This is a genomic window from Pseudomonas sp. GV071, assembly GCF_003050835.1.
Classification (GTDB): Bacteria; Pseudomonadota; Gammaproteobacteria; order Pseudomonadales; family Pseudomonadaceae; genus Aquipseudomonas.
Genome location: NZ_QAOJ01000005.1, coordinates 79,821 through 103,450 on the forward strand (window position 1 = coordinate 79,821; position 23,630 = coordinate 103,450).

Genomic DNA, 23,630 nt, shown 5'->3' on the forward strand with positions numbered 1-23,630 from the left:
GGCGAACAGGAGTTACTGTTCGCCCTGCGGTTTGCCCCGTTTGCGAAACTCCACCGGCGTCTCTCCCACCCAGCGCTTGAACGCGCGGTAGAAGGTGCTGGGTTCGGAGAAGCCGGTGCGCTCGACGATCACTTCAATGCGCTCATCGGTTTTCAGCAGCAGCTCTTTGGCCAACCGGCAGCGGTAGTCGGTAACCAGGTCATTGAAGCGCACGCCGGCCATCGCCAGTCGCTCGCGCAGACGTCGGGGCGGCATGTTCAGGCGGCCGGCAACCTGTTCCAGGGTGGCGCCGCTGTCGACCAGCAGTTCACCAATCAATTCGCGTACCTGGCGCACCAGGTCCAGACGCTCCACTTCGGCCAGTTGCCGGCGGGCCAGCGATTCGTGCATGCGCAGCAGTTCCGGCGCTGCATGGCGAGACGCGCGATTGAGCACCTCGGCATCAAATTGCAGGGCATAACGCTCGGCACCCAGTTCGGCCGGGCAGCCATACACCGACAGATAACGCTCGAGGTCAGCACCGTCGCTGTGGATAAGTTGCACCAGGCGAGGCTTGAACTGGCCCTCGGTGAGCGCGTCGAACAGGCGGATCACCGCACCGGCGAGCATTTCCGGGAAATGCCGCGGCACACCGGCGGGCATGCCGAGCATCAGGGTGGCGAGTTCGCCCTCCACTTCCAGCCGGGCATTCAGGGTGTCGGACAGCAGGCGCACGTAGCGCAAGGCGTGGCGCAGGCCGTCGCCGAAGGTTTCGCTGGAAAGAAACAGGTATTCGAGCAGGAGGCCGTGGAACGCTGGCAGGTGCTGTGCCAGGTACAGGCCGACATCCTCTTCGCCGCATTCCTCGCTGGCAGCTTTCCAGAACAACGCCTGCGCCGAGTGGGGGAAGCGCCCGGCAGGCAAGCCACCAGGCGGCAAACCGACCCGCGCCAGCACTCGATCAGGGTCGGTTCCGCTGGCCCGCAGGGCGTCGATCACCGGGCGCATCAGCGCCACATCGTCGGTCAGATCACGCGTCATTTTTTAGGATTCTTGTTTGTCCGTGAGGCGCGGCCATCTTAGGCAGTTTTACCCCGCCGGCTCAAGGCCGCACATGCGCTCTGCGCCGGGCAATTGGCTGGCCTGCCGCGCAAGCGGGCCGGGCGGCCAATGTGGCGCGGCGCTGGCAGTCTAAGCTGCTGGCATTCGCGTTTTCAAAAAACCAAGGAGCCCCCATGGCCACTACCTGGCTCGACTTGCCCGCCCCACCCGCCCTGCCAGGCCTCTTCGCCCGTGCTGCGTTACGCCGCGGGGTAAAAGGCCAGACCCTGCCCGACCTCGGTTTGCGTTGCGCGATCAGCGTCGAACCAAAGAAGCTTGAGCGTTACCGGCAGATCTGCGGCTTCAGTGAAGACGGTCACCTGCCAGCCACTTACCCGCATATCCTCGCCTTTCCCCTGCAGATGCAGCTGCTCACCGACCCCAGTTTTCCCTTTCCGCTGCTGGGCCTGGTGCACTTGGAAAACCGCATCCGTGGCGTGCGCCCGCTGGGCGGCATGGGACCGTTCATTGTCAGCGTGCATGTCGAGAACCTGCAGCCCCATGAAAAGGGCGCGGTGTTCAGCCTGATCACCCGCCTGGAAGACCAACTCGGCCTGCTCTGGGAAGGTGACAGCCGGATTCTCTGCCGCGCGCTGAAACTGGCCGGGCAACCGGCGGAACGCAGCGAGGAAATCACCCTACCACTGGAAGATATGGCCCACTGGCAGGCGCCCGCCGATATCGGCCGCCGCTACGCCGCCGTGGCCGGCGACTACAACCCCATTCACCTGTCCGCCCTCAGCGCCAAGCTGTTCGGCTTTCCCAGCGCCATCGCCCATGGCCTGTGGAACAAGGCGCGTACCCTGGCCGCCCTCGGCGAACGCGTACCGGCGTCGGGTTATGTGGTCGAGGTGCGGTTCCAGAAACCGGTGCTGCTGCCCAGCGCGGTTACCTTGCAAGCCAGCAACCCGGCGGCCAGCGGCCAGTTCAAGCTGGTCGGCAACCACGACGTGCCGCACATGACCGGCAGTTGGCGCGTGATCTAGCCGCGTGAAACAATGCGGATCTTCACCCAGGACAGCCGCATGAACCTCGACGAACTCACCGCCCGCCTGCACGCCATTCGTGACCACAACGACTGGCGTGGTTTCCACAGCCCGAAAAACCTGGCGATGGCCGCCAGCGTGGAGATGGCCGAGCTGGTGGAGATTTTCCAATGGCTGAGCGAAGACCAGTCGCGCCAATTGCCGGCTGACGAGCTGGCCCACGCCGGCCAGGAAGTCGGCGATATCGTGCTCTACCTGTTGCTGCTGTGCAGCGAACTGGGCCTGGACATGAACGAAGTGGTGCGTGCCAAGCTGGCCGACAGCGAACGGCGGTTCGGCCAATGACTGACCGCCACTTCGACGAGCTGGCTACGCGCTTTGCCGAGAAGATCTATGGCGGCGCCAAGGGGGCCATCCGCCTTGCCGTACTCCAGGCCGACCTCGCCGAAGCGTTGCCCGAGCGGCCGTTGCGCATTCTCGATATCGGCGCCGGGCTCGGCCATATGTCACTGTGGCTGGCCGAGCGCGGCCATCAGGTAACAGTCACCGAACCTGCCGAACCGATGCTGCAGGGCGCACGCGAACGCTTCGCCGCAGCAGGGCAAGCCGCCACCTTCCTTCAGGCGCCTTGGCAGGACCTGCTCGGCCAACTCACCGAACCCTATGACGTGGTGGTCTGCCACGCCGTGCTGGAATGGCTGGCCGAACCCCATGCGATTCTGCCGGTGCTGCACCAGCTCACCGCGCCGGGCGGCTGGTTATCGCTGGCCTTCTACAACAAGGACGCGCTGATTTACCGCAACCTGCTCAAGGGCCATTTCCGTAAGCTGCGCAAACAGGAATTCGCTGGCGAGAAGCAAAGCCTGACTCCGCAAATGCCGTTGGACCCGCGCGAGCTGGCCACGCAACTCGCCACGCTTTGGCGAGTCGAAAGCCAGAGCGGCGTGCGCGTGTTCCATGACTACATGCCCCGCGAGTTCCAACTCAAAGCCGAACTGCTCGACCTGTTGGAAATGGAGTTGGCCCACCGTCGCCACCCCAGCTTCATGGGCTTGGGCCGCTACCTGCACTGGATCTGCCGCCCGCAGTAACGGGCTACCCTGCTGTACCGGATGAGGAGTGCATGATGAACTGCCGTTTGCCGCTGCTGATCTGCTGCCTCTGCCTGGCTGCCTGCCAGAGCCAGAACCCGTACACGCCCAGCGCCAACCCGCTGCCACCCGCGCCCCCGCAGGCCGCGCAAACCCTCGACCTCAGTGCCTACCCGGCCGCCCCGCGCGACTACGGTCGCTACCAGACCTGGGCCTGGGAAAATGGCCGCTTGCCCGGTGGCACGGCTGGCGCCACGCCGGAACAGATGGCCGACATCCTCAGCAACAGCCTCGACCAACGCGGCCTGCGCCCGGCGCGCCAGGGCATGACCGCCGACGTCCAGGTACGCGCCGATGTGCGCGTGGAGCGCCGCTTGCGCCAAGTACAGGACGACTACGGCACCTATTACGGTCGCGATCCCTACGGCAACAATTACGGCGGCATGTACGGCAGCGTGCCGCTGGTACGAACCTATGAAGAAGAGGTGCAAGTGGTGCGGGTCGAGTTGCTCGATGCGCATAACCAACAAAGCATCTGGAATGGCAGTGCCGAGACCAGTAACCGTGGTAGCCAGAGCGAGCGCGTCGATGCATTGCGCTCGGCAGTGAATAAAGCCCTTAGTGCGTATCCGCCGCGCTAGAGGGTCTCAACCACGTCTAGACTCAGGCGCATACCCCGTGCCTGCAAGGGAGATCCATCATGACTGCCCGTCTGTTGTTAGTGCCCGCCCTGCTGTTGCTGGCCGCGTGCCAGACCACCCAGCTGAATCAGGACTTCGACAAACACCGCGACTTTGCCGCCTACCGCAGCTTCGTCTGGAAGGAGCCTGCGCTGCAGTACAGCCCCGATGACCCCCGGATCAAAAGTGATCTGACCGAACAACGGATCCGCGACGCGGTGTCTGAACAACTCGATCAGCGCGGCCTGCGCCTGGCCCCGGCCGGCGCCAAGGGCGACGTCAGCGTGCAAGCCTGGCTGATCGTGGAAAACCGCACCGACCAGGTCAGCACCAGCTATGGCGGCGCCTGGGGCGGTTACTGGAATGGCTACTGGGGCGGGCCGGCGTACACCGAAACGCGCAACGTCGACTACAAAGTCGGCACCGTGCAGGTCGACCTGTTTGATGGTAAAGACGGCAAGCTGGTGTGGCGTGGCAGCGCCGAGCAGATCGTGCGCAACAACCAGACCAGCCCGGTGGAACGCGAAGCGGCGATCAGAGAGACCGTCGGCAAGATCTTGACCCAGTACCCACCTAGATGAAATCGGAACGGCCTTCTGGGCGTCGGCCAGGCGGCGTTGCGTCCTCACTTTTAATGCTCACGTACTGCAGTACGCTGCGCTTAAAAGCTCCGGGGCGCCTTGCCTGGCTCTAGCCCGGAAGGCCTCTGATGCAGACGAGCGAAAGCATACTCCCTACTCGCCAGTTCTTTCCCGCTCCATCGCCTCACCACTGGCACGGCGCTGGTCTTCAAGACTGCCCGACGGTTCGCTACCGATGCTGCCCGAGCCGGTCTGCGAGCCGTTCTGATTGTTCAGCTGCGGATTACTGGTTCCGGTACCCGAGCCTGAACCAGTACCCGTATTGGTATCAGCACCGTTGTTGATCGACCCGCTGCTGTTGGTGTTGGTGTTATAGCCGTTGCTGTTCATGCCATTGGTGTTGGAGGTGTTATTGCCGCCAGTGGCGCCTGTACCGGATGGCGCGGTCTGGGTCGAGGGCGCCGAAGGATTGCTGCCTTGCACGGCGCGCGCGGGTGCATTGGCATCAACCGCGTAACTCGAAGCACTGGCACCCAGCGCCAACAGCAACGCCGCGCCCAGCAGGGCCGGCTTGTGGATAAGTCGGTTCATCTGTCACTCCCTGAGCCACAGGCTCATTGTCTGATGTACAGCGTTGGGCCGCTGCGCCAGGCAAGAGTGCGAGGTGTTGGACGAATGGTCGTCGCCACTTGGCAAAGGGCCATCAGCCAAGTAACGTGCCTGCTCCGGCAAGGAAGCCGAACCACGACTGCCGTGCTTCCTGCCTCTCGCCGCTTGTGCGGCCATTTGCACGCAGTTGACTGCATAAGGACTTGCCCCGATGAAATACGGCTTTTTGCGCACCCTCGCCGCGCTGCTCGGCGCCGCACTACTCACGGGTTGCGTTACCCACATCCCCTTCGACGACCAACTGCCCAAGCCGCAATACGCCAAGAGCGGCACCGTGCTGATCAGCGTGGTCGACAACCGTGACCGAGTTAAAGCCGGCAAGCCGCGCAACTTCATTGGTGTGGCCCATGGCAGCTTCGGCATTCCCTTCGACTGGAGCGTGCCGCAAGTGCTGGACGTGGAAGACGGCGACAAAAACCGTGACCTCTCGGCCTTTCTGCAACACCGCCTGACCAATGGCCTGCAGAAGCAAGGCTGGACCGCCCAACCCCTGAACCTGACCAGCGTACCCAGCGAAGAAGAAGCCAAGGCGCTGCTACTGCAGAACAAAGCCGACAGCTTGATCGTCCTGGACCTTAAAGAGTGGTACTTCAGCATCAACCTCAACTGGGTATCAGACTTCAACTTCGATACCGACACCGATGTCTCGGTGTTCCGCAGCGACCGCGGGCGGGTGGTGGAGCATCAGGTCAAAGAGCGCGACGTGATCACCGTCACCTCCAGCTCTTCGCCGCAGAACAACATCCTCGGCGCCTATCGCGAGCAGCTCAAACAGCTGATCGAAGACCCTGCCGTGCAGACCGCACTGAAAGACTGAGGCAGTGGCCAGGCGAACACCTGCTCAAGGTTGTTCGCCGCCCCACTCGAGTTAAGCTGCCCCATCCGTGCCAGTCACCGCGAGCCCCGCATGCCCCTACTCAGCCATCGCCCCGCCACGGCTGACGACCTGCCCCAGGTCGTGGCCATTCCGCAAAACGCCGAAGAGTTGTTCTTCTGCTACCCCAAAGGCACCTGGCCGTTCACGCTGGCCCAGTTGGCTGAAGCCGTTGCCGCACGCGAAGCCAGCACGGTGGTTGAGCTGGACGGGCGCCTTGCGGCCTTCGCCAACTTCTACACCAGCAAGCGCGGCGAATACTGCGCCCTGGGCAATGTGATGGTGGCGAGCTGGGCACGGGGTCAGGGCGTGGCCCACTATCTGATCGAGCAAATGGAGCAGATCGCTCGCGAACGTTTTGCCGCACGTGAAATGCAACTGAGCTGCTTCAACGCCAACAGTGCCGGGCTGCTGCTCTACCCTGCCCTCGGCTATCAGGTGTATGGCGTGGAAGAACGCCGCGATCATCTCGGCCAACGAGTGGCCTTGCTGCAATTTCGCAAAGCGCTGTGATACCGCTTGTCGCCAGCCCAGAGAATCCGCGCTGAGTGCCACTACCAGTGATAGCGTTTTGATATTTTTTTCACCGCGAAAGCACTATGCTCCGGCAACGCAGCTCCTGTGATCACAAATCATGACCGACGCCGAATTACCGCGTTCGCCCCATACCTTTGCCCTTTGGCGTGAAGTCCAAGACACCCGTGTTCGCACACGCCTGGGCGGCATCTACTACTTATTGGCCTGGTTGCTCACCTGGATCTTCAGTGCCGAGCCCTCGGCCATGTGGCTCAGTGGCACCGCCGGCAGCCTGCTGTTTGCCGCGCTGATGGCAGCCCGCCTGCTGCACACGCCACCCGAAGCACAAAGCCAGGAACAACTGCAGTCTTGGCTGGATCGCCATTGGGGCCTGGTGCTGTTGACCTCCCTGTGCTGGGGCCAAGCCCACGCCTGGGCGTTGTACAGCGAGACGCTGCACGACTCGGCGATGATCGCCACGCTGAGCACCGTGGCCTTCAGCACGGCGATGACCTTCAACTTCGCCATGCGCAAGAAGCGCGCGTTCATCGCCATTCTGCTGCTGTATGTGCCGGGCCTGGCGGTAATGGCGCTGGATTGGCGCAACGGCCACAACCTGCTGATCACTCTGCTGTTCTACCTCAGCTACCTGCTGCTGGCGCTGAACCGCAGCCACCGTGAATACGTGGCCACCCTCGATCTGGAACTGCGCCTGCTGCATCAGCAAGCCACGCTGGATCAGTTGAGCCGCACCGACAGCCTCACCCAACTGGGCAACCGCTACCAGTTCAACAGCCTGTTCCAGAGCATGGTGGCGGCCGCCAAACGCAGCGGCGAGCCACTGGCTCTGGTGCTGCTGGATATCGATTTTTTCAAAAAGGTCAACGACCAACGCGGCCACGCTGGCGGCGATGCCTGCCTGAGCGAGTTCGCCCAACGCATGCGCCTGGTGTTCCGCCGCGACAGCGACGCGCTGTTGCGTCTGGGCGGTGAAGAGTTTGGTGTGTTGATGCCCAACACCACGCTGGAGCAGGCGCAGTTGCTGGCCGAGCAGTTCCGCCAGGACCTGGCGCACAACGGCATCGACCTGCAAGGCGAGCACCTGCCATTGACCACCAGCCTGGGCGTGGGCCGCTTCGATCCGCGGCTGGACGACGATGCCGAAAGCTTTTTCAAACGCGTCGACCGCGCCCTCTATCAGGCCAAACGCAACGGCCGCGACCGTCTGGAGCTGGCCACCCTGGACTGAAGGCTAATCAGCTTTCCAGCAGAAAGGTCACCGGGCCGTCATTAACCAACGACACCTGCATGTCGGCGCCAAAACGCCCGGTGGCCACCTGTGGGTGTTTGCCCTGAGCCTGGCTCACCAGGTAGTCGAACAGTTGCGCCCCCAGGGCCGGCGGCGCGGCACTGGAGAAGCTCGGGCGCAGGCCGCTTTTGGTATCGGCTGCCAGGGTGAATTGCGACACCAGCAGCAAGCCGCCGCCGACATCACTCAACGACAGGTTCATTTTGCCGTCGGCATCGCTGAAGACGCGGTAGTTGAGCAGTTTATGCAGCAGCTTGTCGGCGCTGGCGAGGGTGTCCTGCGGTTCGACGCCGACCAGTACCAACAGGCCCCGGTCGATGGCGCCGACGGTCTCTCCCGCTACATCCACCCGTGCTGCGCTCACCCGTTGAATCAGCCCCTTCATGCCTCTTCGGGAGCCAGGTTGAGCAAGCGACGGGCGATCTGATCGGCAGCCCGCACCAGTGCATCGGTAATGCCCGGTTCGGCGGCGGCATGGCCGGCGTCACGGATAATCTGCAGCTCGCTGTTGGGCCAGGCCTGGTGCAGTTCCCAGGCGTTGTCCAACGGGCAGATCACGTCGTAACGGCCATGCACGATGATGCCCGGCAGGTGGGCGATCTTGTGCATGTCGCGCACCAGCTGGTTGGGTTCGAGGAACGCGTTGTTCATAAAGTAGTGGCATTCCACCCGGGCAATCGACAGTGCCCGTTGCGGCTCACTGAAGCGCTCGACCACTTGTGTGTTGGGCCGCAGGGTGGCGGTGCGTCCTTCCCAGGTCGACCAGGCTTTGGCCGCGTGCATCTGGGCGATCTGGTCGCTGCCGCTCAGGCGTTTGTAGAACGCCGACACCAGGTCATCGCGTTCTTCCGGCGGAATCGGCGCGATGTAGTCCTGCCAGTAGTCAGGAAACATCCGGCTGGCGCCTTCCTGGTAGAACCACTTGATCTCCTGCGGCCGGCACAGAAAGATGCCGCGCAAAATCAGCGCATGCACACGCTCGGGGTGAGTCTGGGCATAGGCCAGCGACAGGGTCGACCCCCAGGAGCCGCCGAACAGCACCCACTTGTCGATGCCCAGGTGCTGACGAATCACTTCCAGGTCGGCGACCAGATCCCAGGTGGTGTTGTTTTCCAGGCTGGCGTGGGGAGTGGAGCGCCCGCAACCACGCTGGTCGAAGGTGATGATGCGGTATTGGTTGGGGTCGAAATAACGGCGGCTGGCGCCATCGCAGCCGGCGCCCGGGCCGCCATGGATAAACACCACGGGCAGACCTTCCGGCGTACCGCTTTCGTCGACATACAGAACGTGCGGCGCCTGCACGGCCAATTCATGGCGCGCGTAAGGCTTAATCTCCGGATACAAAGTCTGCATGCTGCACTCCCTTGTTAATGAAGACGGTGCCACACGGAATCCCTGCTGGTCGGGTACATTTCCGGGCAACGCGCCTGAGCTCTGCCGGGCATCATAACCATGAAAACGGAGTTGAGCATGTCAGACCGGATAATTCCCCTCGCCAGACTGTGGATTGTCGCCTTGGCATTGACGCTGATCACCGGCTGCTCACGCAGCGACCCGCAGGCCGCGTTGGAAGCCGCCGTGCAGCAGTTACAGGACAACCTCGAGGGCAAGCACAGCGCCGATGTGATGGAACAGTTGCACCCCGAGTTCCGCGCCCAGCAGCAAGATGACCGCGAGTGGGCCAAGCGCACCCTGCTGGGCCTGTTTCTGCGTTACCAGAATGTGCGGGTGATCGCCCTGAGCAAAACCAGCCGCATCGACCCCAACGTATCCACCAAGGGATACACCGAGGCGCAAGTGGCCGTGACCGGCGCCCAGGGTTTGATCCCCGACAACGCCAACCACTACAGCGTGAAACTGGAATGGTGGTTTGAGGGGGATGACTGGAAGCTGGCAAGAATCGATTGGAAATAACACCCAGCTCTTTTGGGAGCCGCGTCTATCCGCCGTAACGGGTTTGGCCCCACGCCAGATAACTTTCCAGTAACCCCTTCAACACCCCCTGCGCCTTTTCCGCCAACTCCGGCCGGTAGGTAAACGGTGCCTGCTCATCCATGTAAATGCACTGACCGATCTCCAGCTGCACCGCATGAACGTTATCGGCCGGCTGCCCGTAGTGGCGAGTGATATGCCCGCCCTTGAAACGCCCGTTCAACACATGGCTGTAATGCGGCGCCGCCGCGCATACCTGCACCAGCCGTTGCGCCACTTCTGGATCGCAGCTGGCGCCGTCGTTGGTACCGAGGTTGAAGTCCGGCAGCTTGCCGTCGAACAGGCGCGGCACGTGCGAGCAGATGGAATGCGCGTCGAACAGCAGCGCATAGCCAAACTCGGCTTTGAGCCGCGCCAGCTCTTCGCTCAGCGCGCGGTGATACGGTGTCCAGATTTCCTGCAGATAACGCTCGCGCTCGAAGGCCGATGGCTGCCCACCTTCGATAAACAGCGGCGCGCCATCGAACAACACGTCAGGAAACAGGCCGGTGGTGGCAGTGCTGTACAGCGGCTGGTCGTCGGCTGGGCGATTGAGGTCGATCACATACCGCGAGTAGTTGGCCGCCAGGGTGCTGGCGCCCAGCTCGTTGGCGAAGGCGTAAAGCTGGGGGATGTGCCAATCGGTGTCTGGCAGTCCCTGCGCCTGGGGAACCAGACCAGCTTGAACTGCCGGGGTCAATTGCAAACCAGCGTGGGGCATGCTGATCAGCAGCGGCACCTGGCCTCGGGTAAACACCAAGGGGTTTTCGATCAAGTCAGACATCCAGCACCTCGCGGCCATGGCGGATTACCCGCTTGCCCAATTCACCGCCCAGCCAATAGGAAAGCTCGGCCGGCTGAGCGATCTGCCAGGCGACAAAGTCGGCCACCTTGCCCACCTCCAAACTGCCATGGCTGGCACCCATTCCCAAGGCTTTGGCGGCATTCAGGGTGACGCCGCCCAACGCCTCCTCTGGCGTCAGGCGGAACAAGGTGCAGGCCATGTTCAACATCAGGCGCAACGACAACCCCGGCGAGGTGCCCGGGTTGAGGTCGCTGGCAATGGCCATGGCCACACCTTGCTCGCGCAGGGTCTGAATCGGTGGCAGCTGGGTTTCCCGTAGAAAGTAGAACGCCCCCGGCAGCAGCACCGCGACGGTGCCCGCGGCGGCCATCGCCTGAGCATCAGCCAGGGTCATGAATTCCAGATGGTCAGCCGACAGCGCCTGGTAGCGCGCCGCCAGGCTGGAGCCGGCCAGTGCCGAGAGTTGCTCGGCATGCAGCTTCACCGGCAAACCCAACTGCTGCGCAGCGATAAACACCCGCTCGACCTGCGCCGGAGAAAACGCCAGGTGCTCGCAGAACGCGTCCACCGCATCCACTAACTTTTCAGCGGCCAGGGCGGGCAGCATCTCGTCGCACACCAGGTCGATATAGGCGTCGCTGCGCCCGGCGTATTCCGCCGGCAAGGCATGGGCCGCCAGGCAGGTGCTGCGCACCGTCACCGGCAGGCTGGCGCCGAGCTGGCGGATTACCCGCAGCATTTTGCGTTCGTTGGCCAGGTCCAGGCCGTAGCCGGATTTGATCTCGATGGTGGTCACGCCATCGCGCAACAAGGCGCGGACACGCTGGCTGGCGCTGGCCAGCAGTTCTTCTTCGGATGCCGCCCGAGTGGCGCGCACAGTGCTGGCGATACCGCCACCCGCAGCTGCAATCTCGGCGTAGCTGACACCCAACAAACGCTGTTCGAACTCGGCGCTGCGGTTGCCGCCGAACACGGCGTGGGTGTGGCAGTCGATCAGCCCGGGAGTGACCCAGGCACCGCCCAGGTCGTGGCGCTGCACGTAGTCGCCAGCCGGCAGGTCGGCGTAGGCGCCGATCCATTGGATCAAACCATCGGCAGTGACGATCGCGGCGTTTTCGATGTTCGAATACTGCCCCGCAGCCATGGTGGCGGCGTGGCAGTTGAACCATAGGTGCTGCATATGCGCCTCCTGTGCAGTACGGCGATCCAGTTCCCTCTCCCACCTGTGGGAGAGGGTTAGGGAGAGGGAGCGGTGTCAGGGCAAAAAGCAGATTTGCGTAACGGCCTGCCCTCTCCCCCCAGCCCCTCTCCCACAAGTGGGAGAGGGGTGAAAAGCCGTTGAGTTTGTTTTGGCCTGCCCTCTCCCCCAGCCCCTCTCCCGCAAGCGGGAGAGGGGAGCAGAGCACTGTGAGTTTGTTTGGCCGTTACATTTATTTGCCGTTTACCATCGGCAGATTCAGACCCTGTTCTTCAGCACAGTCGATAGCAATCTGATAGCCGGCATCAGCATGACGCATCACCCCGGTGGCCGGGTCGTTGTGCAGCACGCGGGCAATGCGCGCGGCGGCCTCGTCGGTGCCGTCGCAGACAATCACCATCCCCGAATGCTGGGAAAAGCCCATACCCACGCCGCCGCCATGGTGCAGCGACACCCAGGTGGCGCCGCTGGCGGTGTTCAGCAGGGCGTTCAGCAGCGGCCAGTCGGACACGGCATCCGAGCCGTCCTGCATAGCTTCGGTCTCGCGGTTGGGGCTGGCCACGGAACCGGAATCCAAATGGTCCCGACCGATCACGATCGGCGCCGACAACTCGCCACTGCGCACCATTTCGTTGAAGGCCAGACCGAGCTTGGCGCGTTGGCCCAACCCGACCCAGCAGATACGTGCCGGCAGGCCCTGGAAGGCGATTCGCTCGCGGGCCATGTCTAGCCAGCGGTGCAGGTGGGCATCGTCGGGAATCAGCTCTTTGACCTTGGCGTCGGTCTTGTAGATGTCTTCGGCATTGCCTGACAACGCCGCCCAGCGGAATGGCCCTACCCCGCGACAGAACAGCGGGCGGATGTAAGCCGGCACGAAGCCCGGGAAATCGAAGGCATTGGTCACGCCTTCGTCTTTGGCCATCTGGCGGATGTTGTTGCCGTAGTCGAAGGTCGGCACGCCCATTTTCTGAAACGCCAGCATCGCCTCGACATGCACGGCCATCGAACGTTTGGCGGCTTTCACCACTTCGGCGGGCTGGGTTTGCGCTTTGGCGCGGTAGTCGTCCCAGCTCCAGCCGCTGGGTAGGTAGCCGTTGAGCGGGTCGTGGGCGCTGGTCTGGTCGGTGACCATGTCCGGGCGCACACCGCGGCGTACCAGTTCCGGGAGGATGTCAGCGGCATTGCCACACAGGGCGATGGAAACGGCTTTGCCTTCGCCAGTGTATTTGGCGATGCGCGCCAAGGCGTCGTCGAGGTCGGTCGCTTGCTCATCGACATAGCGGGTCTTCAGGCGGAAATCGATGCGGCTCTGCTGACACTCAATGTTCAGCGAGCAGGCGCCGGCCATGCCGGCAGCCAATGGCTGCGCGCCGCCCATGCCACCCAGGCCCGCAGTGAGCACCCACTTGCCTTTGAGGCTGCCGTTGTAGTGTTGGCGGCCGGCCTCGACGAAGGTTTCGTAGGTGCCTTGGACGATGCCCTGGCTGCCGATGTAGATCCAGCTGCCGGCGGTCATCTGCCCGTACATGGCCAGGCCCTTGGCATCCAGTTCGTTGAAGTGTTCCCAGGTCGCCCAGTGCGGCACCAGGTTGGAGTTGGCGATCAGCACGCGCGGGGCGTTGCTGTGGGTTTTGAACACGCCAACCGGTTTGCCCGATTGCACCAGCAGGGTTTCGTCGTCTTCCAGCGCGGTGAGGGCTTTGACGATGGCGTCATAGCAGTCCCAATTGCGAGCGGCGCGACCGATGCCGCCGTACACCACCAATTCATTGGGATTTTCCGCCACTTCCGGGTCGAGGTTGTTCATCAACATGCGCAAGGGGGCTTCGGTCAGCCAGCTCTTGGCGGTCAGCTGCGTGCCGCGAGCGGCGCGGACCACGGTGTCACGGTAACGATTGGATGTGCTCATTGAACGGCTCCCGGGCGCCAGCGTCAGCGCATTGTCTGAACTTGTATGTACAAGTAAAGCACAGCAGATGACGAGGTGGAAAGCCTGAACATTTCCTGCCCGTCAAAAGGCATAGCGCCGGGCCACATTGGCACCCATCGACAAAGGCCCCCTTAGAGCCCGGTCAGCATTCCCGGTTATTCAGCTACACCGCAGGCGTCTGCGCGAACACCGGCAAACGTTCGAGTGCGGCGGTATAGGCCGCCACTTCGGGGTAATCCGCCGCATCCACCAGGTGCGGCGTCATCAACTGGCGGAATGACCAGGCCACCGCAATGCTCACTTCGGCCAGGCCCAGTTGCGCTGGGTCCGTGCTCAACGGCTGTTCACGCAGCGCCTGTTCAAGCTGGCTGAAGGCGGCAGCCAGTTGCGAATAGACCCGGTCCAACCACGGTTGATGGAGTTTTTCCGCCGGCCGCAGGTTGTGCTCGTACACCACCTGCACAGCTTTCTCACAGCCTGCCAGGGCCAGCCCGGTGAGGCGCACCGCGCGGGCCCGTGCGCTGGCATCGACGGGCCACAGACGCCGCTCGGCACTGAGGCTGCTGAGGTATTCGAGAATCAGGCTGGAGTCCATCAACACCTGGCCATCGTCGAGCACCAGGGTGGGTGCCTTGACCACCGGGTTGATGCGCTGGAATTCATCGAAGGTGCTGAACACCGACAAGGGCAGGTGCTGGAACTCCAGCTTGAGCAGTTTCAGGCAGATCGCCACGCGGCGAACGTAAGGTGAATCGAGCATTCCAATCAGTTTCATGACAACTCCGTTATTCGTGCTTAACCAGGCCAGCGCACGATAAAAGCTTTGCCTAGCCGCGAGTAGCGACAAAATTAAACGCTCTGCGTTAGATTTACTTACATGAAAAACATCCCGCCCCTCACCACCCTTAAATGCTTCGAAGCCGCCGCTCGTCTGGGCAGCGTTACCCAGGCCGCACACGAGCTGCACGTCACCCACTCGGCGGTCAGCCAGCAACTCGGCAGCCTTGAGCAGAACATGGGCATTGCCCTGTTTGTTCGCGAAGCCCGTGGCCTGCGCCTGACCGAAGCGGGCCGGTTGTATGCCCTGGAAGTACGCGTGGCATTGCAGGCGCTAAGCAGCGCCACCCACCAAGTGCAAGGCCGGCCGGACGATGCCGAACTGGTGATCACCACCCTCGCCTCCTTCGCCCTGCATTGGCTGACCCCACGGCTGGCGGACTTCCAGCAGCGTTACCCGCACTACCGCCTGCGCCTACACACCAGCCTGGAGCTGCAGGACCTGCGTCAGGGCCTGGCCGATATCGGCATTCGCATGGGCCAGGGGCACTGGCCGGAGCTGACCCAGAAAAAACTTTTCCACGATGAATTACTGGTGGTGGCCGCCCCGCATTTTGCCGGCGGCCAGTTACCCGAAAGTCCGGCGCAGATTCTTGCCGGGCCGCTGCTGCACAGCACCGACGCGCCCTGGAGCGACTGGTGTCAGTTGGCCAAGCTCGATGCGCAGCAACTGCCGCCGCCCAGCCTCAGCGCCAACGACTCCAATATCATTCTCGGCGCCGCCGTGCTGGGTCAGGGCATCGCCCTGGAGCGCCGCAGCCTGGTGGCCGGTGCGCTGCAGCGCGGCGAGCTGGTGCAGCTATCACCGCTGACGTTGCCCTACCCGTACCCCTACTGGCTGGTATGGCAGCCGCGGGAAAGCCTGAGCCAGAAACAGCTGCACTTTATTGAGTGGATGCAGGAGCAAGCGAGCGTCTACAGCGAAGGTTTCGCCCGTGAAATGCCGACCTGAAAGGCTTTTCGACGGAGTTGATACACGAGAGTGAGTTTTGAACGCCCGGACAGCTGCCTATAAACACGTACTCACTCTATGATGCCCACGCCCCTCAACTCGGACGACAGGCACCCCATGCAACGACCTATTTCCCTGATGGCAGCCGGTTTGATCGCACTGATGAGTGCAGTTCAGGCAGCGGCTGATAACGAAGCAACCGTTCATGCCCTGCTGGCCGACGTAACGCTGGCAGACGGTGTCAGCCAGCTCGAAGCGCAGAACATCGCCAAAGCCTATTTCATCCATAACGTCGGCTGTGGAGCGTTCAACGAGATTACTGATGGGGGAGAAAACTGGGTGGTGCAAGGTGGCTTTGGCTACAGCGCAGAGCCCATCGTCGGTTTTGTTATCAACAAGCAAACCGGGGCGCTTACGTCACCCATCGGGCCTGACTACACCGACCCGTTGGTGATGCTTACTGAACCTGGGCAGGGCTGACCGCGGCGCCGCAGATTTAAAAGCATCGAGGCCGGGCGGCGATCCGATCAGCCTCGATTGGTTTTTCCGACTTACGTCGCGTCGGCGTGGCTCACCAAGCCTTTGATCACCACCGCTACGCTGGCCACTGCCGCCGGCACCACCAGGGCGGTGAGTACCTGTTCGAAGTTCCAGCCCAGGCCCAGCAGGGTCGCACCAATCCACGCGCCAAGGATGGCGCCGAAGCGGCCGATGCCGAGCATCCAGGACACACCAGTGGCGCGCCCCTGGGTCGGATAGAAACGTGCGGCCAGCGACGGCATGGCAGATTGCGCGCCGTTGATGCACATGCCGGCGAGCAGCACCAGGGTGGCGAGGACAGTGACCTTGCCGAGGCTCTGGCCGACGAAGTAAGCGAACACCCCGGCCAGCAGGTAGAAGGTGCCGATGACTTTGTGCGGGTTGAATTTGTCCATCGCCCAGCCCACGCCCACGGCACTCAACACACCACCGAACTGGAACAACGCGCCGATGAAGGCGGCTTGCTCCATGCTCGCGCCGCTGTCGCGCATCAGAGTCGGCAGCCAGCTGGTGAGCAGGTACACGATCACCAGGCCCATGAAGTAGGTCAGCCACAGCAGCAGGGTGCCGGCGCTGTAGGTGCCGGAGAACACCACTTTCAGCACGTTGCGGCTTTGCACGGTTTTCTGTTCCGGCACGCTGAAGTCGGTGGCCACGGCCACTTCGGCCGGGGCGATGGGCGCCAGCACTTTGCGCACTTTTTCAGCACCACGATTACGCACCACAAGGAAACGCGCGGACTCCGGCAGCCACACCAACAGCACCACCGCCAGCAGCAACGGCAGAATGCCGCCGAGCAGCAACAGGCTGTGCCAGCCGAACGCCGGGATCATCTTGGCCGAGATAAAACCACCGCCAGCCATGCCCAGGTTGAAGCCGCAGAACATGCTGGTGACCAGCAACGACTTGAGGCGCTCAGGGGTGTATTCAGAGAGCAAGGTGGTGGCGTTCGGCATCGCCGCGCCCAGGCCCAGGCCGGTGAGCAGGCGCAGCACCAGCAGTTGGTCGAGGCTGGTACTGAAGGCAGACAGCAGGCTGAAGAAACCGAACAACGCGACGGCGACCACCAGCACCACCTTGCGCCCGAAACGGTCGGCAATCGGCCCGGAGCCGAGGGCGCCGAAGACCATGCCGATCAGCGCGGCACTCATCACCGGGCCGAGGCTGGCGCGGTCGACGCCCCAGTCCACGGTCAGCGCCGGGGCAATGAAGCCCATGGCGGCGGTGTCCAGGCCATCGAGGAAAACGATCAGAAAGCACAGCAGCACAATCTTCCACTGGTAGCGGGAAAGTGGCTGGGCGTTGATAAAACCTTGTACGTCGAGCGTACCGGCAACGGGCACGTGAGCGGGGCTGGTCATGCGGAAAATTCCTGTGAGTTTTTCTTCGCCAGGCACATGCAGGCGAATGGAACAGGAATGAGGGACGGGCTAGGCAGACGCTGCACAGCGGATGTCAGCGAAGCGCGGGCACGCTGCGGCGAACGGATGTCCATGGCTGGCTCTCATTTGTTTTTATTGGAGTCGTAGCTTTGGGGTCGCGAGGGCGACGGGAGAACAGTACGCAGCGGCAGGGGGGCGCTTCAATCCGATAATCGACTAAGCGGGCGTTTATCGAACACTAGTGGCTGGGAATGAACTCGTAGCGCCCTCTCCCCTAACCCCTCTCCCGCAAGCGGGCGGGGGGTTAGGGCCGGGGAGAAATACAGGTTAATGAAACAACCGCGTACTCAGCTCTTTGCTCGCTTCCAACAACACCGGCAAAAACCGTGTTTCCAATTCCTGACGGGAAATCCGCCCGGCATGGGTGCCGACGTTCAGCGCCGCCAGCACCTGCCCCGCCGAGTCTTTCAAGGGTACGGCAATCGAGCGCAGGCCCACTTCCAATTCCTGGTCGATGATCACCCAGCCCTGCTGGCGGATCTCGTCGATGCTGGCGCGCAGTGCCTCGGGGGTGTGCACGGTGCGGCTGGTTTTGATCTGCATCTCGGCGTGATCGATGTAGTCGTTCAACGCAGCGTCATCCAGTGCCGCGAGCAGAATGCGGCCCATCGAGGTGCAGTAGGCCGGCAGGCGGCTGCCGACACTGAGGTCTACCGAGATCAGGCGCTGCGGGGTGGCCGAGCGGGCGATGTAGAGAATCTCGTCGCCTTCCAGGGTGGCCATCGAGCAGGCTTCGTGCAGTTGTTCGCTGAGGCGGTCGAGGATCGGTTGCGCGGTAACCGCTAAAGGTGTCGACGACAGGTAGGCGTGACCCAGGGTCAGCACTTTTGGCAGCAGCGAGTAGGTGCGCCCGTCGGTGGTGACATAGCCCAGGTTCATCAGCGTGTGCAGGCAGCGGCGCACAGCGGCACGGGGAATCTCGGTGCGGTGGCTGATCTGGGCGATGGTCAGGTGGCGTTTGCGCTCCTGAAAAGCGTGGATCACCGCCAGGCCGCGAGCCAGGGAGGTCATGAAATTCGGGTCGCCGGTGAAGGCTTCGATGCGCTTGGCCGGCGAGGCAATAATCGGCGGCGCCAGAGGGGGCAGGGATACGCGGGCTTCGTCAGTCATATTGTTATTGTCTCGTGCAGTCTGGCCGGTAAGCAGTCTGTGGATCTGTGGCCGATTATCGAACCGAAGTTCGATAATCGCAATTGACCCTCTCGGGCATGGCGCCTACCTTGCCGCCCTGTCGCCATAAACGGCGATACAAAGGGCGCGCTCACGAGGCGCTCTCTAGGAAATACTCGGTGTTTCCACTTCCCATCGGAGCCCTGCCACCGTCGTGCTATCCGCGCGTCGGCAGGCCGGCTCAACCGAATCGTTACGATCGGCTCGCAGAAAACTCCTGGCGAGCAAGCTGGCGCAGACGACTGCGGGTGCGCACGAAGTCCAAGTGCGAGCCCGGCCGACAGACTTCATCCAGTTCCGCCGCACAGCCCAGCAGCAGGTGCACGCCACTGTCGTAGGCAATGTCGACGAAGTTGAGGATGCGTTGCTGCACATCGATGCCCTCGTTATCCAGGGTCGGCACGCCATAGATGCCGATATGCCGGTAACGCTGGCAGAGCCAGAGAAAGTCGGCACTGGAATGCGGGTGACGGCACAACTCATCGAAGTCCAGCAACGCCCGGTTACCTTCGCGCGCCAGCACCTTCAGCGGGTGATGATTGACCTCCAGCACCACGTCGCGCTCCACCGCGTCGGTGAATTGCAGCTGCTGCTCCAGCCATTCGCCCAGCGCCGGGCACAGTGGCCAGGCGTAATAACCCCAGGCTTCCTGAGCCCCGGCACGCTCGCGGTAGTCTTCGCCAGCATCCAGGTTGAGCACCGTGAAGCGTGACTCCAACAGCTCGATGGCCGGTTTGAAACGGTCGCGATACAGCGGGTTGGGGCACAGGTTGATCGGCGCGTAGTTGGAGGTGCACACCAACCCCACACCCTCGTCCACCAGCACCTTGAGCAGGCGCCCAAGCAGCATGGCGTCGGCGATGTCATGCACGTGGAATTCATCGAAACACAGCAGCCGGGCTTCTTGCGCCACCTCGCGGGCGACCCGCACCAGCGGTTCGTTCTGCCCGGTAAACGCGCCCATGCGCTGCTGCACTTCCTGCAAAAAGGCGTGGAAATGCACTCGGCGTTTGGCCTGCACCGGCGCGGCGGCGAAGAAGGTGTCCATGACAAAACTCTTGCCACGGCCCACGCCGCCCCACAGGTAAATCCCGGCCACGGGCTTGCGCAGCCAGCTACGACGCCCCGCCAGCCAGGCATCAAGCCAACTGGCGAGGGTGTCTATAGCCGCCTGCTGCGCGCCGTCGGCCCGGTAACCGCGGGCCTCCAGGGCATCGTTGAAACGCCGGTGAATGCGCTGGTCGACGGGTTCAACCAGGCCTTCTGCGTCTTGCTTAGAAGTCAAAGAAAACGGTCTCGCCCTCACCCTGGATACGGATATCGAAGCGGTAAGCCAGCTTGCCGTCAACCTCGCAGCGCGTGGCCACCAGGGTTTCGCGGCGTTGCGGCTGCTCGATCAGGTTGAGCACCGGGCAGGCTTTGTTGGCCTCCGCTTCGTCATCGAAGTACAGGCGGGTGTGCAGGTGGATGTTGATCCCGCGGGCGAACAGCGACACGTTGATGTGCGGCGCCATCGGCACGCCGGCGGCGTTGCTCACCACGCCCGGCTTGATGGTGTGCAGTGTCCACTCGCCGGCATCGAAGGTGGTGGCGGTGCGACCGAAGCTGTTGAACGGTTTTTCCAGGTTGAAATCGGTGTCGTAGCGGCCTTGGTGGTCGGCCTGCCAGAACTCCAGAAACGAGTCGCGTACCAGGTGGCCATTGCCATCGTAGACGTTACCCAGCAGCAGAATGTGCTCGCCGGGGGCGCCGGGCTTGGCCATTTCATTCCAGATTTCCTGGTCGCGCGGCGGGTTGCCGGCGGCGCTCAGGGCCAGGCCGATGTGCACATAGGGGCCGGCGGTTTGCGAGGGGGTTTCTTTAAGCAATTCGATTGGCATAGGTCACCCCCTCTCAACGGTTTTCAAAATGGGTCTTGCGCTGGCCGCGCAAAACAATGTCAAAGCGATAAGCCAGGCAATCCATAGGATTGGCCGCGCTCATGTCGAGCTTGGCAATCAGGCTTTGCACCGCTTCCGGGTTGGCGATGGATTTGACGATGGGGCACATCGGAATCAGCGGGTCGCCTTCGAAATACAGCTGGGTGATCAGCCGCGTGGAGATCGACGGGCCACTGATGGAGACGTGGATATGCGCCGGGCGCCAGTCGTTCGGGCCGTTACGCCATGGGTACGGACCGGGCTTGATGGTGCGGAAGCTGTAGTAGCCATCACGGTCGGTGAGGGCACGGCCGACGCCACCGAAGTTGGGGTCCAGCGGCGCCAGGTAGCGGTCGTTCTTGTGGCGATAACGGCCACCGGCGTTGGCTTGCCACATTTCCACCAGGGTGTGCGGAATCGGCTTGCCGTATTGGTCGCAGACGCGGCCGGCAACGATGATGCGCTCGCCCACCGGCAAGCCGCCGTTATTGAAATTGAGCAGCAGGTCGTTGTCGTGCTGGCCGAGCTTGAGGTGCGAGAAATCCGGGCCGGTGGTTTCCGAAACGGATTGCGGAATGCTCACCAGCGCTTGGCGCGGTGAGCGGGGAATGGAGGTTTTGTAATCAGGCGTCAGGGCTTTGGGGTGCCAGTTACGGTCACGGATGACGAAGCGACTGCTGTCTGCATCAGACATGTCGTTCTCCTTTTTTTGGATTTATCGGGCGAACAGAAGCGCAGTCTGCTGACCGATGCCGGCGGGCGAAACTGAATATTAGCCGGGCATCCATAACCTAATGGTTATGCGTAGGGCGGATATCGCGGTGCGGTATTCGCCCTACGGAAAACTGCCTTCCCGATACGCCTGCCCCACTTCGCGCAACACCTCGACACTCCAATGCGCCGCCAGCGACAACGGCAGCGCCGCGTTGCTGCAAATACCCACCGAACCACCGGGCTCCTTGATGCCCAGCTGCAATTCGGCCAAATCGCCTTTGGCCAAGTCCAGTTGCACCGCATCGAGCGGGGCAATCCACACCGCGTCGCTGCTTTGCACATAACGACGGCTGAGGGTCAGCGACAGGGTTTCCAGGCGCTGGCGCGGCTGGGCGATGCCGCATTGCACGAACAAGGCGTCGGCATATTTGCGGATGGTGGTGCCGGCCAGGGGCAGTACCAGCGGATAGTCCTGCAACAGCTGCTGAGCCTGGGCTGCGCCGAGCAACGGATGGCCGGCACGCACCACCAGGGTCATCGATTCGCTGTACAGGTGCTCGAAGGTCAGGCCCTGAATCTGCGGGCTGTCGGTCATGCGGCCGACCACCAGATCCAGCTCGCCAACATGCAGTTGCGACAATAAATACGCACTGGGTCCGGTCACTACACTGGCCACCAGCGCCGGGTGGCGCTCGTGCAGGCGGCGCACCACCTCGGGAATCAGCAGGCTTTCCACCGTGGAGAGCACGCCCAGGCGCACGGTGCCGGATTCATGCTCGCCACTGCGCAGGCTGTTCACCCCATCACGCAGCGCCTGCACGCAGGGCCCGGCATAACGCATAAAGGCCACGCCCGCTTCGGTCAGCGCCACTCCGGCTTTGCTGCGTTCGAACAGCACCGCACCGAGCAGCTCTTCCAGCTCTTTGAGGGTTTTCGAAATGGCCGGCTGGCTGACCGCCAGTTTGTCAGCCGCGCGCGCCAAGGTGCCCTGGCGGGCGACTTCGAGAAAACACACGAGGTGGCGAAATTTGATCCGGGTATCGATATTCATCGGCAGACAGGCCAGAGACAGTGGCGGCTAGTCTGCAAGGGAACGGCGCCACAGGACAACTGCCAATGCCGCCTGCGGTTTGCCCCACTTGCCTGGCTCTGCTAGCCTCGCGCCCGTTCAAGCCTGCCGAGACCCCTGCCATGGCCCGCAAAAAAGCCGCCGTCGATTTCGAACAATCCCTTGCCGAGCTGCAGACCCTGGTCGAGCGCCTGGAAAACGGCGAGCTGTCGCTTGAGGATTCGCTGACCGCCTTCGAGCAAGGCATCCGCCTGACGCGCGACTGCCAAGGCGCCCTGGCCCAGGCCGAACAGAAAGTGCAGATTCTGCTGGAGCGCGACGGCGAGCTGGAGGAAGCCCCCTTCGACGCGGACGAACCAGCATGATCGCGGCGTACCAGAAAAGCTGTCAGGCCCGCGTCGACGCCAAGCTCGACGAACTGTTCCAAGCCCCCCGTCCTGAACTCGATCTGATCTACCAAGCCATGCGCTACAGCGTGATCAATGGCGGCAAGCGCGTGCGCCCGTTGCTGGTCTATGCCGCCTGCGAAGCCTTGGGCGGCACGGCCGAGCGCGCCGACGCTGCGGCCTGCGCGGTGGAGCTGATTCACGCCTATTCCCTGGTGCACGACGACCTGCCGGCGATGGACGACGACGATCTGCGCCGCGGCCAGCCGACCACCCACAAGGCCTTCGACGAAGCCAGCGCAATTCTCGCCGGTGACGGCCTGCAGAGCCTGGCCTTCGAAGTGCTCGCCGACGCCCAGCGCAACCCGCTGGACGCCGACGTGCGCCTGGACATGATCAGCAGCCTGAGCAAAGCCGCCGGCCCGGCCGGTATGGTTGGCGGCCAGGCCATCGACCTCGGTTCGGTCGGCCAATGGCTGGACCAGAGCGCCCTGGAAATCATGCACCGGCACAAGACCGGCGCCCTGATCGAAGCCAGCGTGCGCCTCGGCGCCCTGGCCAGTGGCGAAGCCGACCAGTTGGCACTGCGCGCCCTGCAGGAATACGCGCAAGCCGTGGGCCTGGCCTTCCAGGTGCAGGACGACATCCTCGACGTCGAAAGCGACACCGCTACCCTGGGTAAAACCCAGGGCAAAGACGAAGCCAACCACAAGCCCACCTATCCCGCCTTGCTGGGATTGGATGCTGCCAAGCACTATGCCTTGGAACTGCGCGATCTGGCCTTGCATGCCCTGCGCCCGTTTGGCGAAGCGGCAGAGCCGTTGCGCGACCTGGCGCGGTTTATCGTCGAACGCCGTAGCTAAGATCAAAAACATCGCGGCTAAAGCCGCTCCTACAGACCGCACAATCCG

General features: G+C 62.9%; 27 protein-coding genes. 13 read left to right on the forward strand and 14 right to left on the reverse strand.

Annotated elements, in window-relative coordinates; genetic code table 11:
* Nucleotides 1–12: 12 nt before the first annotated feature.
* Nucleotides 13–1,020, reverse strand: a complete 1,008-nt coding sequence (locus C8K61_RS10895; RefSeq protein WP_108096284.1) for an AraC family transcriptional regulator — start codon at nucleotides 1,018–1,020, stop codon at nucleotides 13–15.
* A gap of 194 nt (nucleotides 1,021–1,214) precedes the next feature.
* Here C8K61_RS10895 and C8K61_RS10900 point away from each other — a divergent pair, with 194 nt between their 5' ends.
* The 5 genes from C8K61_RS10900 to C8K61_RS10920 are packed head-to-tail and all read left to right on the forward strand — an operon-like array spanning nucleotide 1,215 to nucleotide 4,418.
* On the forward strand, nucleotides 1,215–2,066 hold the full coding sequence (locus tag C8K61_RS10900) for a MaoC/PaaZ C-terminal domain-containing protein (RefSeq protein ID WP_108096285.1): 852 nt from the start codon (nucleotides 1,215–1,217) through the stop codon (nucleotides 2,064–2,066).
* Between the two features lie 39 nt (nucleotides 2,067–2,105).
* Complete coding sequence (locus C8K61_RS10905; RefSeq protein WP_108096286.1) at nucleotides 2,106–2,411, forward strand: MazG-like family protein; 306 nt, start codon at nucleotides 2,106–2,108, stop codon at nucleotides 2,409–2,411.
* Nucleotides 2,408–3,157, forward strand: a complete 750-nt coding sequence (locus tag C8K61_RS10910; RefSeq protein WP_108096287.1) for a methyltransferase — start codon at nucleotides 2,408–2,410, stop codon at nucleotides 3,155–3,157. The genes C8K61_RS10905 and C8K61_RS10910 overlap by 4 nt, the downstream gene beginning before the upstream one ends.
* Nucleotides 3,158–3,192: 35 nt before the next feature.
* Nucleotides 3,193–3,798: a DUF4136 domain-containing protein gene (locus C8K61_RS10915; RefSeq protein WP_108096288.1), complete on the forward strand. Its 606-nt coding sequence runs from the start codon at nucleotides 3,193–3,195 to the stop codon at nucleotides 3,796–3,798.
* Nucleotides 3,799–3,857: 59 nt separating this feature from the next.
* A complete protein-coding gene (locus C8K61_RS10920) occupies nucleotides 3,858–4,418 on the forward strand; it encodes a DUF4136 domain-containing protein (RefSeq protein ID WP_108096289.1) in 561 nt (186 codons plus the stop codon).
* A 153-nt stretch (nucleotides 4,419–4,571) separates the two neighbouring features.
* On the opposite strand, the gene C8K61_RS10925 is transcribed toward C8K61_RS10920, so the two are convergent.
* A complete protein-coding gene (locus tag C8K61_RS10925) occupies nucleotides 4,572–5,009 on the reverse strand; it encodes a hypothetical protein (RefSeq protein WP_108096290.1) in 438 nt (145 codons plus the stop codon).
* Between the two features lie 229 nt (nucleotides 5,010–5,238).
* Here C8K61_RS10925 and C8K61_RS10930 point away from each other — a divergent pair, with 229 nt between their 5' ends.
* The 3 genes from C8K61_RS10930 to C8K61_RS10940 all read left to right on the forward strand — a co-directional run bounded on the left by C8K61_RS10930 (nucleotide 5,239) and on the right by C8K61_RS10940 (nucleotide 7,726).
* A complete protein-coding gene (locus tag C8K61_RS10930; RefSeq protein ID WP_108096291.1) occupies nucleotides 5,239–5,904 on the forward strand; it encodes a hypothetical protein in 666 nt (221 codons plus the stop codon).
* A 90-nt stretch (nucleotides 5,905–5,994) separates the two neighbouring features.
* Entirely contained in the window at nucleotides 5,995–6,474 is a 480-nt protein-coding gene (locus tag C8K61_RS10935) for a GNAT family N-acetyltransferase (RefSeq protein WP_108096292.1), read from the forward strand.
* A 121-nt stretch (nucleotides 6,475–6,595) separates the two neighbouring features.
* Nucleotides 6,596–7,726, forward strand: a complete 1,131-nt coding sequence (locus tag C8K61_RS10940; RefSeq protein WP_108096293.1) for a diguanylate cyclase domain-containing protein — start codon at nucleotides 6,596–6,598, stop codon at nucleotides 7,724–7,726.
* Nucleotides 7,727–7,733: 7 nt separating this feature from the next.
* Here the strand turns inward: C8K61_RS10940 and dtd are convergent, their stop codons facing one another.
* Together dtd and pip are read right to left on the reverse strand one after the other, a co-directional pair.
* Complete coding sequence (dtd, locus tag C8K61_RS10945) at nucleotides 7,734–8,171, reverse strand: D-aminoacyl-tRNA deacylase (protein ID WP_108096294.1); 438 nt, start codon at nucleotides 8,169–8,171, stop codon at nucleotides 7,734–7,736.
* A complete protein-coding gene (gene pip, locus C8K61_RS10950; protein WP_108096295.1) occupies nucleotides 8,168–9,139 on the reverse strand; it encodes a prolyl aminopeptidase in 972 nt (323 codons plus the stop codon). Before pip ends, dtd begins: the two co-directional genes overlap by 4 nt.
* A 117-nt stretch (nucleotides 9,140–9,256) precedes the next feature.
* On the opposite strand from pip, the gene C8K61_RS10955 reads away from it, so the two are divergent.
* Nucleotides 9,257–9,700, forward strand: coding sequence for a hypothetical protein (locus C8K61_RS10955; RefSeq protein ID WP_108096296.1), 444 nt, complete (start codon nucleotides 9,257–9,259; stop codon nucleotides 9,698–9,700).
* 25 nt (nucleotides 9,701–9,725) lie between these two features.
* On the opposite strand, the gene hutG is transcribed toward C8K61_RS10955, so the two are convergent.
* The 4 genes from hutG to C8K61_RS10975 form a co-directional block, all read right to left on the reverse strand.
* Entirely contained in the window at nucleotides 9,726–10,541 is an 816-nt protein-coding gene (gene hutG / locus C8K61_RS10960) for an N-formylglutamate deformylase (protein ID WP_371919987.1), read from the reverse strand.
* Nucleotides 10,534–11,742 (reverse strand): imidazolonepropionase, encoded by a 1,209-nt coding sequence (gene hutI, locus C8K61_RS10965; RefSeq protein WP_108096297.1) that lies wholly within the window; start codon nucleotides 11,740–11,742, stop codon nucleotides 10,534–10,536. Before hutI ends, hutG begins: the two co-directional genes overlap by 8 nt.
* Before the next feature lie 250 nt (nucleotides 11,743–11,992).
* A complete protein-coding gene (hutU, locus tag C8K61_RS10970; RefSeq protein ID WP_108096298.1) occupies nucleotides 11,993–13,669 on the reverse strand; it encodes a urocanate hydratase in 1,677 nt (558 codons plus the stop codon).
* 184 nt (nucleotides 13,670–13,853) lie between these two features.
* Entirely contained in the window at nucleotides 13,854–14,465 is a 612-nt protein-coding gene (locus C8K61_RS10975) for a glutathione S-transferase family protein (RefSeq protein WP_108096299.1), read from the reverse strand.
* A gap of 102 nt (nucleotides 14,466–14,567) precedes the next feature.
* Between C8K61_RS10975 and C8K61_RS10980 the strand changes: the two genes are divergently transcribed.
* Both C8K61_RS10980 and C8K61_RS10985 read left to right on the forward strand, forming a co-directional pair.
* A complete protein-coding gene (locus C8K61_RS10980) occupies nucleotides 14,568–15,479 on the forward strand; it encodes a LysR substrate-binding domain-containing protein (RefSeq protein WP_108096300.1) in 912 nt (303 codons plus the stop codon).
* A gap of 117 nt (nucleotides 15,480–15,596) precedes the next feature.
* Nucleotides 15,597–15,959 carry a hypothetical protein gene (locus C8K61_RS10985; protein WP_146174276.1) on the forward strand — a complete coding sequence of 121 codons (363 nt, stop codon included), beginning with the start codon at nucleotides 15,597–15,599 and terminating at the stop codon, nucleotides 15,957–15,959.
* A gap of 71 nt (nucleotides 15,960–16,030) precedes the next feature.
* On the opposite strand, the gene C8K61_RS10990 is transcribed toward C8K61_RS10985, so the two are convergent.
* The 6 genes from C8K61_RS10990 to pcaQ all read right to left on the reverse strand — a co-directional run bounded on the left by C8K61_RS10990 (nucleotide 16,031) and on the right by pcaQ (nucleotide 22,315).
* Nucleotides 16,031–17,380 carry an MFS transporter gene (locus C8K61_RS10990; RefSeq protein ID WP_108096302.1) on the reverse strand — a complete coding sequence of 450 codons (1,350 nt, stop codon included), beginning with the start codon at nucleotides 17,378–17,380 and terminating at the stop codon, nucleotides 16,031–16,033.
* A 348-nt stretch (nucleotides 17,381–17,728) separates the two neighbouring features.
* On the reverse strand, nucleotides 17,729–18,571 hold the full coding sequence (locus tag C8K61_RS10995) for an IclR family transcriptional regulator C-terminal domain-containing protein (RefSeq protein ID WP_108096303.1): 843 nt from the start codon (nucleotides 18,569–18,571) through the stop codon (nucleotides 17,729–17,731).
* A 253-nt stretch (nucleotides 18,572–18,824) separates the two neighbouring features.
* Nucleotides 18,825–19,916: a cell division protein ZapE gene (gene zapE / locus C8K61_RS11000; protein WP_108096304.1), complete on the reverse strand. Its 1,092-nt coding sequence runs from the start codon at nucleotides 19,914–19,916 to the stop codon at nucleotides 18,825–18,827.
* Nucleotides 19,906–20,511, reverse strand: coding sequence for a protocatechuate 3,4-dioxygenase subunit alpha (pcaG, locus tag C8K61_RS11005; protein WP_108096305.1), 606 nt, complete (start codon nucleotides 20,509–20,511; stop codon nucleotides 19,906–19,908). The genes zapE and pcaG overlap by 11 nt, the downstream gene beginning before the upstream one ends.
* Before the next feature lie 13 nt (nucleotides 20,512–20,524).
* Nucleotides 20,525–21,244 (reverse strand): protocatechuate 3,4-dioxygenase subunit beta, encoded by a 720-nt coding sequence (gene pcaH / locus C8K61_RS11010; protein WP_108096306.1) that lies wholly within the window; start codon nucleotides 21,242–21,244, stop codon nucleotides 20,525–20,527.
* A 141-nt stretch (nucleotides 21,245–21,385) separates the two neighbouring features.
* Nucleotides 21,386–22,315, reverse strand: coding sequence for a pca operon transcription factor PcaQ (pcaQ, locus tag C8K61_RS11015; RefSeq protein ID WP_108096307.1), 930 nt, complete (start codon nucleotides 22,313–22,315; stop codon nucleotides 21,386–21,388).
* A 140-nt stretch (nucleotides 22,316–22,455) separates the two neighbouring features.
* Between pcaQ and C8K61_RS11020 the strand changes: the two genes are divergently transcribed.
* Both C8K61_RS11020 and ispA read left to right on the forward strand, forming a co-directional pair.
* Complete coding sequence (locus C8K61_RS11020) at nucleotides 22,456–22,698, forward strand: exodeoxyribonuclease VII small subunit (RefSeq protein WP_108096552.1); 243 nt, start codon at nucleotides 22,456–22,458, stop codon at nucleotides 22,696–22,698.
* The gene (ispA, locus tag C8K61_RS11025) at nucleotides 22,695–23,582 is read left to right on the forward strand and encodes a (2E,6E)-farnesyl diphosphate synthase (RefSeq protein ID WP_108096308.1); all 888 of its coding nucleotides are present in this window, start codon (nucleotides 22,695–22,697) and stop codon (nucleotides 23,580–23,582) included. The genes C8K61_RS11020 and ispA overlap by 4 nt, the downstream gene beginning before the upstream one ends.
* The last annotated feature ends 48 nt before the right edge of the window (nucleotides 23,583–23,630 follow it).